The following is a 13062-nucleotide window of genomic DNA, read 5'->3' as shown; positions in this document are numbered from 1 at the left end:
CTAACCACCTCCACCTATTATTAATTGTTTTTATATTCAATAATGGTGTTTAAAGTGTTAATTGATAAAGTTTTAAGTCTATAGTATCGATGTGAAATCTGAAGAATGACACTCTGTGCAATGGAAACTTTTATCCTCTATAAAAAATTTATGTATTTTATTTTGAGGTAAATTCCTATATCTAAAAGATTTCGTAGATAATGCTCCTTCCGATAAAGGAAGCGTATCCCAAATGTTTTTATTAAATTCTCCTGCATTCCCACCATGATGAGGAACCACTATTACGTATGATTTAACAGATGTTACATTTAATACATTATTATAGATTTGAGGATAATGATGATCCCCCGTTAAAACACCTATTTTTTCATTCCCTTCAATTGTTATTACTATGCCACTTTGATTCATATTACTACCATCACTTGAACGAAATAATTCCAGATTATTAACTTTACCTTGAGATACTAATTCGATTCTCCTTCCGGATTTCGTTTTATGTGCAGGGGAAAGAATATCAATATTTATACCGGAAGATTGTAATCGGTTGAATGCATTATTCAGCTGAAGTGTATTTGGCATTTTAGAAGGAACGACAATATTCTCCATCAACTTTATTTGAGTATCATTTAAATCTAAGATAGCTCTATAATGATCTAAATCCCAATGACTAATTACTACATTAAATTTTTTGGTTAAATTTGCTCTATTTATTATTGTGTTCATTTCAGATTCTTTAAACTTCACATCTCCTCCAAGATCATAAATCAGATGGAAATCATCCCAAATTATTTCATTCCAATTACCACAACCTACATCTCTAATAATTAACTTTGGATTATTTTCATCTTTAAGCTTGTTAAGCTCGTTGTAAAAATTGCATTTATGAAAATTCATAGTTTCATTATTAATAAATAATTCATCATTTATTGTTCTATATTGTTGAAAATTTAATTCATTGTTATCTTGCATTGTTAAATTAAATTTTATCAAACTATATTCAGGTTCTGTCTCTGTTATTAGGAATTTCTCGAAAAACTCAATAGGGATATCATACCAATAGCCCGGACGTGGCCCTTTATAACTTTCGACTTTCACCTTATTTAGAACTAAAAGTGTTTTTAACAAGTTAGTATTGTTATTATTACTTTCTAAGTCAGCAAAACGTGATAAGGTAGTCAAATCTTCTCTCAAATAAAAATCAAATACTAATTCATATGCATTTTGTTTATAATCCCATAAAACCCTTTCACAGTATAAATACATATTAAACCTCCCTAAAATTTTTAAACAAAACTATATTATTTAATGCTATCACATTTTCAGTATCCATTTACTACATTTTTTAGGAAAATGGACCGTTATACATAATAAAATAATACAACTTTTGAATCTTATGAATTTATCTCGAAGAGGTCAATTTTAACTTTTAAAAAACTGCAAAAATAAACTAATAAAACGCTCCACTTCGGAGCGTTTCAGTATACTAACTTTTTGTTACAGTTGTATGGGAAATCATTACAACCAAATGGATATTAAATATATAACTTTTTTGTAAAATAATTTAAATATCTAATATAAGAATGCGCTTTTTAGCGACCTATAGTATACAATTTTATTGTCATTCAACATTATGTAGATTTGAAATAAAGTCGTACTGTTTGTAAAAAAGATGTACCGTTTAAAATAAAGTTATACCGTTTGTAAAAAAGCTGCACCGTTTTACCCCTTTGGATAATTGTTGTATTGAAAAAAAGATCGATACTTGTTAAAAAAGTTCGTTACTTGAAAAAAAGATTATTACCACTGTAGCTTTGTACGAAAGATGGATTATTTATAATAAAGATTGATTAAAATTATCTCTCCTCTATAGATTTCTAAGAGGAGAGATTTTTTATTGAATATCTATGTTATCGTCACTTTAGAACGTAGTTTTGTAAAAAAGACTGATAATTTGTAATAAAAATCACCTTTAAATAAAAAGAGCTTCCATGTGATCAAGGGCACTGAAAAACTAAAGAAATTCATTTTTTTATATTATAAATCTGTCTTTTGTTGGATTTAGAAACTCAAAAAAGTCGATTTGCATCACATTTTTGTGGAAAATCGACTTTTTCAGTGCCCTCCATGTGATCATGAGGCCTTTTTTATTCTTTTGATTCAAAAATTAAGTCTTTATTATGTTTGACTAAATCTCTAATTTCTTTAGGAGTCATATTTTCTCACTCTGATTTTGGGTACATAGTTAGTAAGTATATTTCATTTTTTTCAGTTACTAAATAAAGAACAATCCTGAATCCACCTCTACCAATGCTGCTGGCAACCAAGAGATGAACTAAGTTATCTGAAGCAATCGCCCCCTTGAAACCGAATAGGAGAGCAACATTTCAAATAATGTTCCATGATATAACTATCTATGTAATATAACTATGTTTGAACAAGGAGATGGAAGCATGAGTAAGTTAGCAGGCAAAATAGCTTTAGTTACAGGATCAAGTCGAGGAATTGGCCGCAGTATTGCATTGCGTCTGGCACAAGAGGGAGCCTTTGTCGTCGTTCATTACGGGAAAAGACGTAATGAGGCAGAAGCAGTTGTTCACCAAATCGAGCAAAGCGGAGGAAATGCTTGCGCGATTGGTGCGGACCTTAGTACTTTAGATGGTATTCAAGATTTATTTACTACTTTGGATGACACTATTCGGGAATATATGGGCGGTGACGGATTCGATATTCTTGTCAACAATGCTGGAATTGGTCAAATTATCAGTTTAGAAGAGACGACGGAAGAATCATTTGACGAGGTAATGAAGATTAATGTTAAAGCACCACTTTTTGTTACTCAACAAGCTTTGCCACGTTTAAAAGATGGAGGACGCATTATTAATATTTCATCTTTTGTAACACGTGCAGCTTCTCCAAGTGTCTTCACGTACAGTATGTCCAAAGGTGCTATCGACACATTTACGCGTCTTCTAGCCAAACAACTAGGGAGCCGTAATATTACGGTAAACGCCATCCAGCCTGGAATTATTAATACAGAGATGAATGCTGAGACTTTGGAAAACCTTGATGGACAAAAATATGCGGCTGGTCTTTCAATCTTCAACAGATGGGGAGAACCCGAGGATGTGGCAGATATTGCCGCCTTTCTCGCTTCCTCAGACAGCCGTTGGGTAACTGGTCAATTGCTCGATGCAAGTGGCGGATCTCATCTATAGAACCTGTAAGATAACGAATTTATAAGGAACTTCAAATGAAGTGACCCCAAAAAGTTAGACACATATTTTAAGCAGTTACTGAGGAATGAACTCTGTATTGGACAGGGCTCATTCCTTTTAATTTTCCTTTAATTCGTTTGTTATTGTAAATAGTAAATGTACTTCTCCAATTCTGAAATGAAATGTTCCATACTTTCAAATTTTTGATGATAAAATAGTTCAGATTTTAATAGTCCTTCATTATGGGAGAATGTTGAACGATTGGCTCCATTTACAGGGAAAAATCCAGTTCCGGATTACAAGAAACAGAATGGATTCTATGCCTATCAATCGGAAATATAATTAATTATCAAACTTTGTACGGCACGGTCTTCCGCAATCGGGCGCGATTGTTGAACAACACAGTTAAAAAATGTTCAAACTTTTTTATAAAATCGAAACCTAAATATGCAAGAGAAGAATCTATTTTGATCAAACTTTATTTCAAAGCAATATTTATTGTTTCATGGTAATAAAAATATTTAAAAAACAATAAAGTCGATTAAAAAATAATAGAGTTGTTTAAAAAGGGAATATCCTTGCCGCGAAATAGTGATTGTCCTAAGCTAATCCTGATTCTATAATAGTGAATGTAGAATAGTTAAATAACAATTAATGAGGTGGCTTATGAAAAAGCAATGGAACTTAATATTAGCTCTAATTGTGGTCTTAATTATCGCGGTTTTTTCAGTTATCAATGTTGACATGGTAACGGTTAATTATTTATTTGGAAAAGCTGAGTGGCCATTGATCCTCGTCATTATTGGGTCAGTCCTATTGGGAGCCCTATTAGCGGGATTAATTAGTATGATGAAATTTTATCAACTTCAAAGAGCATCGAAAAAAGCAGGAGATGAAATAGATCAACATTCTTAAATGTTGATCTATTTCACTAAGAGCCCTATTGTAAAACACCACTTAGAATTAAACGATTTTATTATTTTTAATTTAAAAGTAGTGAAGTATTTTACATCAAAAATTAAACAACTTTATTTTAATCCCGTCCTAAAAATCTGGACGGGTTTTTTTATTTGAGGTTAGAAAATTAAATAACTTTATTGTCACTCTACATTTATGTATAGAATAAATAAAGTTGGAAATATAATCAGAAGACCCGAACTATTACAAAACACTAAATTAGAGTTTCGTAAAATAGTTCGGGTTTTTCATTGGCTAAAATCTTTTTGTCCCAGCTTCTTTTTATTTTTATCAAAGAGGGGTGTTTTTAAATATGGCAAACAGAAAAAGTGGATGGAAGAAAAAAGTATGCGATATTTAAAGGAAGGCAGAGGTCAGGGAGAATTTAGTGAGTATATTCCGTGGTTAAATGTTCAGGATTTTTCCTCGAATGGGAATGTAACGCGAATAAATGGCTGGAAGACTACAAGGCAGCATGAATTCTTTTCAAATTTGGAGAGAAGTTATTGTTTTGTTGGATTGGTTAGATGACGTAGTAGATGTTAGAGAACAATTTTCAGTGGATAGGGAACTAACTTTAAAATTGCAGAAATAAGGGGATTCCACATTCTTTCGAAATTTACAAATTAATGTAAAAATGATATTGTTAACAAACACTTATATCAGTTTTAATTGAGAGAGGATGCTATTAATGAGCCAGTATTCGATTGGAAGGGAAATTGCATATAAACTGAAATTTAGAAATGTTTTAATATGGTTATTCATTATGTGTTTACCCATCATCTATTATTTAGCGGTTAGAGACAGTTACGAGTTTAAAGACTCATTACAAGTATTTTCTTTTATGGTTAAAAATATGCCGATTTTCTTTACTATTCTTGCAACGTTAATTTATTTACCCTTATTTTCAGCAGAGTTGAAAAATCGATTTTTAGTTTATACACGTCTAAGAATGCCGATAAAGAAATTACTCTTCATCAAGTTTTCTGCAAATTTTCTGTTATCATTTAGTGTTTTTTTTATTTATATTTTTTCATTGTTTAGCCTTTGCTTTTATATTTTCCCCTCGCTAGGGTTGGCTCATTTACAACCCGAAGCATATAATTTGAATGAAATAACGGTTCAAGAAGACGCTTATACACGTTTTACTTTTACACAACTTTTAGAATATGGTTCTTTAACCTATGGATTAATCTATTCCTTTTGGGTAGGGATAAATGCAGCAATATATGCTTCTATTGGTTTCTTGCTTTTATTGATAGTACCAAATAAGTTTGTAGCTATGTCTATTCCGACATTAATTTTTTTCGTAGGCAGCTATCTACTAGATAGACCATTTCAACTTTTGGATGCTGTCTTCCCATACAATTATATACAACAACCCATTTGGACAGCTGTCACTCCGTTTATAGGATTGTGTTGTTTATGTTTATGTTTATTTCTATACATAAGAAAAAAATTCGATTATCTGGATGATTTAATATGATCAAGTTAAAAGAGATTGGACAAGAATTTCTAAGCTGGAAATGGACACTATGGATACTTTTCCTTTTTCCTTACGGTTGGAATATAAAATCTAAACTAGCTAAGATACAAGAGATACAGGGAGTTTCAATTAATCTATGGGATTTCATTATAGACTTTATCTTTAATCCTTTTTTGTTTATATATTTTCTATTTCCCTTATTTCTTTTCTTGTTTAGCAAGGTAATTTTGCAAAATTGGGAATATATGATCTTGCATAGAGTCCGTAGCTATACAGGATGGATTTTATATACGGTTAGTAAAATTATTCCGTCGATTGTAGTATTCCTATTAATTTGGATATTTATCGGTTACTTAATTACCTTGCCTCTTCCTTTCCAACTATCGTGGAGCCAGTATGCTACCAATGATTTTGGATTAATAAATTATCTTGTTTTTGGATTGCAACAGCATTTTAGTAAGCCATATTTTTCCGTATTGGTGCAAATGTTACAGTATTTTTCTTTTTTGATTACTGTACATGTTGTTATAGCGACGTTTTACTTATTTAGGCCTAAAAACAGTACGCTAACCATTGCAATAAGCTGTATCTATTTTGGGACACTTATCTCATTTAAAAGGGTAGATTGGACTTGGCTTCAAATTCAAAATTATGTTCTTACTTACTATAATGTTGGAAATTTCAATTCGTTTTATATTCCATTGTTAATATTACCCACAATATTTATAATATGTATTTTAGTGGTAAAACTTTTTAAAAAATAGAGAACTAGGATGGAATACTATGCCACAAATCAAAAATACAGTCATTTATATAGTTCTTTGTCTTTTAGGGGTCATTTTCCCTGCATCTGGGGCTGGTGTAAAAACTTCTACTGTTTGGGACAGATTATATATTGTCTTTTTTGGCTTTACTGAACAGAGATTTTTCATCGATTCGTTTGTTTATTACTGCATTATTTTCTTAGGGTTCGTTTATTTGTTCCAAATGCATTTAAGTATTGTATTAACCGAACGAATTTATTATCAATTAATACGGTATCCTAGCTTGTATCGCTGGTTCGGGCAATTTTTCAGGCCAGTTATGCTTAAGGGAATCTTATTATTAACCGTTTTATTTTGCGTAACGATTATCGCAGGCGTATTGGAAGGGAAAAGTCTCAATTTATCCTTAACAGAAGTGCCAGGAAGTTCAGTACCTATGCTAGTTTATCATTTCTTTATAAATGGTTTTTTACAACTAATGAATTATGTACTCATTTCATTTATTGTCATCTGGATATGGAAAAAAGGTGAGTATAGCCTGATTACATTAGGAATACTTATGGTACTTAGTTTACCTATTTTGAATCAAAAACTAATCTTCCCATCTGGTTTAAACAGTCTTGGTCATGTAGGCGGTGGCGAAAATGTAATAGTTCAAATTTCTATTATTTTGCTTATTTATCTCTTAGTTGAATTATTTATTATTTATTACTTATTCAAAAAAAGAGGAGTTTCATTATAATACTGGAGGGAAATTTAATGGCATTAATTGAGTTAATAAATGTAAGTAAATCATTTAAAAATAACCCGATATTTACAGACATATCTGTTCGATTTGAAAAAGGATATATTTACGGAATTACAGGAAATAATGGTTCAGGTAAGTCTGTACTCTTTAAAATGATTTGTGGTTTTATACCGCCTGATGAAGGCAGTATAGTGATTGATCCTGATTATATGGAACTAAAAACTAAATTCCCGAAAAACTTTGGAATCATCATAGATCGTCCGGGTTATGATTCTAGCAAAAATGGATTTGATAATTTGAAAACATTAGCAATTATTCAGAATCTTGTTTCAGATGGAGAAATCAAAAATGCGATGAAAATCGTAGGTCTAGATCCCAATAACAAACAAAAGGTAAAACACTATTCATTAGGGATGAAACAAAAGCTTTCTTTAGCTCAAGCTATAATGGAAAATCAGCAAGTTTTAATATTAGATGAACCATTCAATGCACTCGACAGTGAAAGTGTAGAGAATATAAGAAAGTTATTATTGGACTATAAAAATAATGGTAAGACGATTTTTATAACGAGCCATAATCAAGAAGATATTGATCTATTATGTGATCATGTATTAACAATAGATAATTATAAATTGGTGAAGGTTAAATAGAAATTGAATTATTCACCCATATAAAGAAGCGGCGAAGATAGAGGTGTGATCCTACTGAATAAGTTATTTTTAATAATTGTCTTTGAAAGTGGGAACCTTAGGTGAAGTTTGATCACAATTAATTTTTTGATCTTTATCTATACCTTTTATAATTGCATACTTATTATCCCATTCACACATTGTGTTTAATACTGGTACAAATGATCTTCCTAGAACTGTTAAGCTGTATTCTACTTTTGGTGGTACTTCTTTAAATATTTCTCTTCGTACAAGTCCATCTCTTTCTAACTGTTTCAATTGATCTGTTAAGACTTTTTGTGTAATTCCAGGTATTAATTCGTAAAACTCTTTTGTCCTTACTGATTTTTGACTCAAGAAAAAGAGTATTAAACATTTCCATTTCCCACCTGCGATGTTCATAAAAATGTTGATGCCAGTATTATAGTTAACCCTATGCTTTCCCTCCTAAATAGGCACTTAAAAGTGGCTATACCACATTTAAGTGCGTTATTTTCTTATTTATTATTGCTTACTATAATTAAAGGTGAAATAAATAAAAACTTCGGAGTTGATATCATGAGTGTGAAAAATATTTTGGAAAAAAGATGTTCAGTTAGACATTATGATTCAAGTTATAAAATAAGTTCAGAAATTCTAACCTCGTTAGTATAAAGTGCAAGTAAGTCTCCTAATGGAAATAATATTCAAGCTACTCGATACTAGTATAGGTTTATGTTTTTTCTTATATGATTTGAATATTTGAAGAAGATGTTAGCCATGCAGAACTTATTAAAAGACTTGTATCCGGACACTACTTTATTTACATAAAAATTATATTAATATTTATCTTTTAATTGGTGACATTTTATTCTACTTCTATCAATCAAAGTTGTATTTTTCTTTCACTGAATTTTTTAGTTTCACATAATTAGGATTTTCAATTTCGAATGGATTCATTCTATTTGATAATTGTTTTTTACCATTAAAGTTCATGTTATATTTTCCATGATATACAGCGATAGGAAGATATTTATCTTCATTTTCCTTTTTCGCTAAAAATAGAAGATACTTTGCTCCCACTTCGGACATCTCATATCCTTCAGAGATAAAAACATCATTTTCATTAATAAATGCATAAGGTTCATTCACAGTAATAACATCATTTTCTTTAATACCAAAATTATTCTTGTGAATTTTCTCCACTTCAAACTTGCTCTCTGTCCAGTAGTATAATGGGAAATCTCCATCCATTATTACCTGATTATTTTTTTCATCTGTTGCTTTTGCCTCGACTATCAACTCAGCACTTTTTTCTAGTTCGGATACATCATCATATTTTTTCTCAAATGAATCGTGTGTTTCATTAAATACTAGTTCGTCTGGACTGCTTGCATTGATAAAATAGCTTGAAGTTAAAAAGATTGTAAGACCTGCAAGGACTGTTAAAAGTATGAAATTTTTCTTTTTCATGTGAATCACCTCCTAATTTCCATAAATAGCTTTAATAGCTGCATTGTCATCCCAGATTCTTACCTGATTCGAGTTACCAATTGTTTTGTATATTAAAGCATTAGTAACCGCTGAGTAATTGATACCCAAAGCATGCCCTGTTTCATGAGCCATCGCGGCACTTATTATTGCATCATCATGTTTCCTAGATACTGGACCATTAATCCGTATTCTTGACGCAGTATAGTTACAATCTCAACATGCTTTTACTTGTCCTAACCAATTCGAAGTATAATTCAAAGCATCTGCGTGAACACAACTCTTGGGGGAAAAAGCTCCTTACGATTCATCTGCTTTGGAGACTAATGTTACTTTTGTTGCGGCGCCTTGACGGGGATTTGAATCATCATATTTGCCCGTTGTCCAAATTAACACGCTATCTCCAATTTCAAAATTATTGGTTTCTGAATAAGAGGCAGTTAAAGCATTGGGCTTTGCAATATCAAGAATTTCCTTTTTAGTTTTCGTAGTAACGTCTTTTTGTTGAACATACCATACAATCGTTAATGAATTTTCCGTTTTGTCTATAATATATCCTTCTGCATCAGCTGTACCTATCGGCTCTTTTGACATGCTAGACTGTTCACTTACCATATTTTTTGATATGCCTTCCGAATCGCTACTCGGTCTTGAACACCCTGATAGACTGGAGAAAAGTAATAACAGAATGACAGTAGCTTGTAGTATGCGCAAGTGTTTCACTCCCTTTCATCTATATTCCGTTAGACGTATTAATATATCGGGGGGTTACTAAATTTTTGATAATTAACTAATTCAAAGGAGTTAAATGGAGACGGCTTGGGGTATGTGGGGAAATTCATGTGGAACACCGAGTACTTTGTTTGATAATCTGCGCAGCACATCTTTAATACCCATCTATCCATTATGCTGATAGATGGATACTTTATTTCAATGAGCCTAATTAAACAACTTTTTTATTTCTACACAGGAGAAGAATCACCTCTACAGTTAGAAAGTTGATATTCGATTATTAGTCCGAGTAATGATAAGGCATATCCAAAACTAGCAATTGTAGATTCAGAATAGTGAAAAGCAATCCTTATTTTCAAGCTTGGGTTGAAGCAGAATATTCATTAAGTACATAAGAAAATATAGCGTATGTAAATCAATCTTCATTTATATTTGAAGGGGCTATTTTAGATAATCTATTAATGGGAACTTCGTTGAGGGAATTGGATGTTAATCATATCGATGAAGTTGCGGAAATATGTGGTCTTTACCAGTTAGATTCTTTTCATTTAAATGATTAAAAATGTTACTAGATGAAAATGGCGGTAATCTATCTGGGGTGAAAAAATTGCTTTAGCAAGAGCCTTAGTTAGTAACCCTAAACTACTACTATTAAATGAAGCTACAAGTAATATAGATAAATCAAATAAACATGAAATTCTTTCCTATATACATTCTTTAGAAGGTGTGACAGGAAATAATCAAGTAGACATGGTAAAAAAAATATATATTTTTTTATAAAAACTGTAACGAATCAATAAAATTTTGGATATATGAATGATTAACTTTTTTAGTAGCTTGACTGATAGTTGAAAAAATTATTAAAAAGAAATTAAAGCCAATTTAATTAAAGTTAATAAATATCGCGCTTTCTTATATTTATCAACCAAACGAACTTTATTTGGTGTTTTTCAAGCTATCTGAAAGGAGGTAAATTGTGAATAAAGATAATATATATCAAGAATACGGAGATTTCGTTTTTAGATATTTATTGGCACTAACTAATAATCATCAAATTGCTGAAGAGTTAACTCAGGAGACGTTCTATCAAGCGATTAAGTCTATAAACAAATTTCATGATGATGGAACAGTGAAATTTACTACATGGCTATGTTCTATTGCAAAAAATGTTTGGCTACAGGAACTGAATCATGATAAGAAAAGAAATCAATTATTAGAGTCATTAAGTGATATGAAAGCATTAACCTCCAACTTAGAAGAAGAATATTTTAGAAAAGAAGATAAAGTTAATTTTTTCAAGCAAGCTCATCAACTGAGTGATAAAAAGCGTGAAATACTCTACTTACGGTTATTAGGTGATCTTTCTTTTAAGGAAATCGGCTCCATTGTTGGTGAAACGGAAAATTGGGCAAGAGTTACATTTTATCGTGCAAAACAAGAATTAAGAAAGGGTGTTATAGGATATGAACCATGATATTTTTAAAGATTTAGTACCTAGCTATATAGAAAAATTGACTAGTGAAGAAACTACTAGACAGATGGAAAAACATATGAAGGAATGTGAAGAATGCAAAAAATATGTAATGGAAATGCAAGAAGCTTTTTTTGTAGAAAATACCCATGAACATAATAAGGAAAAGGAAAGTATTGATTATTTAAAAAAGGTGCGTTCCAAAAATAGGAGAAAAATTTTCATGGTCGCAGGATCATTACTAGCTTTCTTTATCATTATATCTGTGAGTTATTATTTTCTTTTTGTCCATATGTGGATAGCAGATGAGAATAATGTGCAAACAAACATTCAACGACATGGAACAACAGTTACCTTGACATTCCAAGCCAAAAGTAACAATCGTTATCTTTTAGCTATTGATAATTCTAGAAATAATAAATATAAAGATGAAATTATTATTTATGAAAATTGGAATATTTCAGCTGATAAGAAATGGAATTTTTTCTCTGAATTAGCAACGTCCTATAGAGATGGTGTTAACATCACTTATACCTTCTTAGATAAAAATACTCTATTACTCAACAATGGCGAAAAAAAAGAATTAACCGATGAGGACAAGATAAATATTCAATTTAAAAATAATACTGAGGAGATAAAATTAAAAGATTTATATGATTTAAATAGTAATTAGAACATATGACTTTAGCAATTACTTCGATATTGCTTGCGGATGCCATGCACATTCTACCCAAAAAAAGCGTATCGTTGTCCTACTATACTACTTTTTTAATCTAATCATGGTATAACCAGCTAAATAGACAAACTGACAATTGTAGCGTTGGATGAAGTCAATTCCATTATTGCCGGAACATCTGATTATATTTTGAAGCTAGTAGTATTGGCTGCTATTGGACTAGTTACTTATATTGTAGGGATTAGAATATTCTCAAAGAAGGATTTGCTACTACAAGATAGTAATTGGAAAACAACGAAAGTAGCACTTATGTCAAGGACACAAGAGAACAGAGGTTAAGAAACAAGAAGGTGATTTCTATACTGTATAGGAGTCATCTTTTTTAGTTTCATAGATAACTATGACAATAAATGATGAACTTTACACCATTATGAAAAGTACTTCCTTAATGGCGTTTTTAGTACGAATTTCTCTGGAATTGCAAATGATTGTTCATTTAGAAACCCACTATTCTCAATAATATTTACAGTATTTATCCAAATTGAAACTTTAAAAAGTTTAAAAGATATTCTTTTTGTAGTTAAATATTCTAGTTTATTTAGAATAACTTATTTCAAAAATGGAAATAAATATGTATAAAATTGAAGGGGATTAGTCATGGAATTTTATAGAGAAAAAGAAATCTACTGCTACAGTTGCCGTAAAAAGACTTTATTTACATGTAGAGATATGCATAATAAAAATGGAGTAGACAGTCATTGTAGCGAATGTTCTGGTATTTGGTTTGAGTGGCAAAATCGAGCAGTAGAAAGAGAAATGGAAAAGTGGATTGAATATAACAAAGGGCTCGTTAATTAATTTTATTGTGAAACGAG

Annotated in this window: 14 protein-coding genes and 2 pseudogenes; 10 read left to right on the top strand and 6 right to left on the bottom strand. The window is 30.9% G+C overall.

The annotated features are described in order from the left end of the window. Positions 1-78: 78 nt before the first annotated feature. Complete coding sequence (locus tag FJQ98_RS25200) at positions 79-1263, bottom strand: ComEC/Rec2 family competence protein (RefSeq protein WP_053595483.1); 1185 nt, start codon at positions 1261-1263, stop codon at positions 79-81. A gap of 1187 nt (positions 1264-2450) precedes the next feature. On the opposite strand from FJQ98_RS25200, the gene FJQ98_RS25195 reads away from it, so the two are divergent. Further along, the gene (locus FJQ98_RS25195) at positions 2451-3215 is read left to right on the top strand and encodes an SDR family oxidoreductase (RefSeq protein WP_053595484.1); all 765 of its coding nucleotides are present in this window, start codon (positions 2451-2453) and stop codon (positions 3213-3215) included. A gap of 67 nt (positions 3216-3282) precedes the next feature. Here FJQ98_RS25195 and FJQ98_RS25190 read toward each other — a convergent pair. After that, positions 3283-3451, bottom strand: a pseudogene (locus FJQ98_RS25190) (IS3 family transposase); the annotation flags it as partial. On the opposite strand from FJQ98_RS25190, the pseudogene FJQ98_RS27075 reads away from it, so the two are divergent. From FJQ98_RS27075 to FJQ98_RS25165, 6 genes and pseudogenes are all read left to right on the top strand, one after another. Next, a pseudogene (locus tag FJQ98_RS27075) lies at positions 3450-3551 on the top strand (flavin reductase family protein); the annotation flags it as partial. The pseudogenes FJQ98_RS25190 and FJQ98_RS27075 overlap by 2 nt on opposite strands. 330 nt (positions 3552-3881) lie before the next feature. After that, the gene (locus FJQ98_RS25185; RefSeq protein ID WP_082340164.1) at positions 3882-4130 is read left to right on the top strand and encodes a LapA family protein; all 249 of its coding nucleotides are present in this window, start codon (positions 3882-3884) and stop codon (positions 4128-4130) included. 733 nt (positions 4131-4863) lie between these two features. Further along, positions 4864-5658 (top strand): hypothetical protein, encoded by a 795-nt coding sequence (locus FJQ98_RS25180; RefSeq protein WP_053595486.1) that lies wholly within the window; start codon positions 4864-4866, stop codon positions 5656-5658. Further along, positions 5655-6422, top strand: coding sequence for a hypothetical protein (locus FJQ98_RS25175; protein WP_053595487.1), 768 nt, complete (start codon positions 5655-5657; stop codon positions 6420-6422). Before FJQ98_RS25180 ends, FJQ98_RS25175 begins: the two co-directional genes overlap by 4 nt. Positions 6423-6441: 19 nt before the next feature. Beyond that, entirely contained in the window at positions 6442-7164 is a 723-nt protein-coding gene (locus tag FJQ98_RS25170; RefSeq protein WP_053595488.1) for a hypothetical protein, read from the top strand. 17 nt (positions 7165-7181) lie between these two features. Then, a complete protein-coding gene (locus FJQ98_RS25165) occupies positions 7182-7820 on the top strand; it encodes an ABC transporter ATP-binding protein (protein ID WP_053595489.1) in 639 nt (212 codons plus the stop codon). A 69-nt stretch (positions 7821-7889) separates the two neighbouring features. Here the strand turns inward: FJQ98_RS25165 and FJQ98_RS25160 are convergent, their stop codons facing one another. The 4 genes from FJQ98_RS25160 to FJQ98_RS25145 all read right to left on the bottom strand — a co-directional run bounded on the left by FJQ98_RS25160 (position 7890) and on the right by FJQ98_RS25145 (position 10022). Further along, positions 7890-8240 (bottom strand): winged helix-turn-helix transcriptional regulator, encoded by a 351-nt coding sequence (locus FJQ98_RS25160; RefSeq protein ID WP_053595490.1) that lies wholly within the window; start codon positions 8238-8240, stop codon positions 7890-7892. Between the two features lie 459 nt (positions 8241-8699). Continuing rightward, complete coding sequence (locus tag FJQ98_RS25155; RefSeq protein ID WP_053595491.1) at positions 8700-9290, bottom strand: hypothetical protein; 591 nt, start codon at positions 9288-9290, stop codon at positions 8700-8702. 12 nt (positions 9291-9302) lie between these two features. Beyond that, positions 9303-9443, bottom strand: a complete 141-nt coding sequence (locus tag FJQ98_RS27665; RefSeq protein WP_082340166.1) for a matrixin family metalloprotease — start codon at positions 9441-9443, stop codon at positions 9303-9305. Positions 9444-9608: 165 nt separating this feature from the next. Next, positions 9609-10022 carry a DUF3221 domain-containing protein gene (locus FJQ98_RS25145; RefSeq protein ID WP_143114878.1) on the bottom strand — a complete coding sequence of 138 codons (414 nt, stop codon included), beginning with the start codon at positions 10020-10022 and terminating at the stop codon, positions 9609-9611. Positions 10023-11016: 994 nt separating this feature from the next. On the opposite strand from FJQ98_RS25145, the gene FJQ98_RS25140 reads away from it, so the two are divergent. The 3 genes from FJQ98_RS25140 (at position 11017) to FJQ98_RS25130 (ending at position 13045) form a co-directional block, all read left to right on the top strand. Further along, complete coding sequence (locus tag FJQ98_RS25140; RefSeq protein ID WP_053595493.1) at positions 11017-11514, top strand: RNA polymerase sigma factor; 498 nt, start codon at positions 11017-11019, stop codon at positions 11512-11514. Next, positions 11504-12184, top strand: coding sequence for a zf-HC2 domain-containing protein (locus FJQ98_RS25135; protein ID WP_053595494.1), 681 nt, complete (start codon positions 11504-11506; stop codon positions 12182-12184). Before FJQ98_RS25140 ends, FJQ98_RS25135 begins: the two co-directional genes overlap by 11 nt. 660 nt (positions 12185-12844) lie before the next feature. Further along, positions 12845-13045 carry a hypothetical protein gene (locus FJQ98_RS25130; RefSeq protein WP_053595495.1) on the top strand — a complete coding sequence of 67 codons (201 nt, stop codon included), beginning with the start codon at positions 12845-12847 and terminating at the stop codon, positions 13043-13045. The last annotated feature ends 17 nt before the right edge of the window (positions 13046-13062 follow it).

This window comes from Lysinibacillus agricola, assembly GCF_016638705.1.
In the GTDB taxonomy this organism is placed as follows: domain Bacteria; phylum Bacillota; class Bacilli; order Bacillales_A; family Planococcaceae; genus Lysinibacillus; species Lysinibacillus agricola.
Note: the sequence above shows the minus strand (reverse complement) of the source record. Positions and strands in the feature narration are given on the sequence as shown.

What these genes read in the sequence shown, in the direction of transcription:
- FJQ98_RS25200 (WP_053595483.1), bottom strand. Translation starts at nt 1,263, where the DNA reads ATGTATTTATACTGTGAAAGGGTTTTATGGGATTATAAACAAAATGCA.
- FJQ98_RS25195 (WP_053595484.1), top strand. Translation starts at nt 2,451, where the DNA reads ATGAGTAAGTTAGCAGGCAAAATAGCTTTAGTTACAGGATCAAGTCGA.
- FJQ98_RS25185 (WP_082340164.1), top strand. Translation starts at nt 3,882, where the DNA reads ATGAAAAAGCAATGGAACTTAATATTAGCTCTAATTGTGGTCTTAATT.
- FJQ98_RS25180 (WP_053595486.1), top strand. Translation starts at nt 4,864, where the DNA reads ATGAGCCAGTATTCGATTGGAAGGGAAATTGCATATAAACTGAAATTT.
- FJQ98_RS25175 (WP_053595487.1), top strand. Translation starts at nt 5,655, where the DNA reads ATGATCAAGTTAAAAGAGATTGGACAAGAATTTCTAAGCTGGAAATGG.
- FJQ98_RS25170 (WP_053595488.1), top strand. Translation starts at nt 6,442, where the DNA reads ATGCCACAAATCAAAAATACAGTCATTTATATAGTTCTTTGTCTTTTA.
- FJQ98_RS25165 (WP_053595489.1), top strand. Translation starts at nt 7,182, where the DNA reads ATGGCATTAATTGAGTTAATAAATGTAAGTAAATCATTTAAAAATAAC.
- FJQ98_RS25160 (WP_053595490.1), bottom strand. Translation starts at nt 8,240, where the DNA reads ATGAACATCGCAGGTGGGAAATGGAAATGTTTAATACTCTTTTTCTTG.
- FJQ98_RS25155 (WP_053595491.1), bottom strand. Translation starts at nt 9,290, where the DNA reads ATGAAAAAGAAAAATTTCATACTTTTAACAGTCCTTGCAGGTCTTACA.
- FJQ98_RS27665 (WP_082340166.1), bottom strand. Translation starts at nt 9,443, where the DNA reads ATGGCTCATGAAACAGGGCATGCTTTGGGTATCAATTACTCAGCGGTT.
- FJQ98_RS25135 (WP_053595494.1), top strand. Translation starts at nt 11,504, where the DNA reads ATGAACCATGATATTTTTAAAGATTTAGTACCTAGCTATATAGAAAAA.
- FJQ98_RS25130 (WP_053595495.1), top strand. Translation starts at nt 12,845, where the DNA reads ATGGAATTTTATAGAGAAAAAGAAATCTACTGCTACAGTTGCCGTAAA.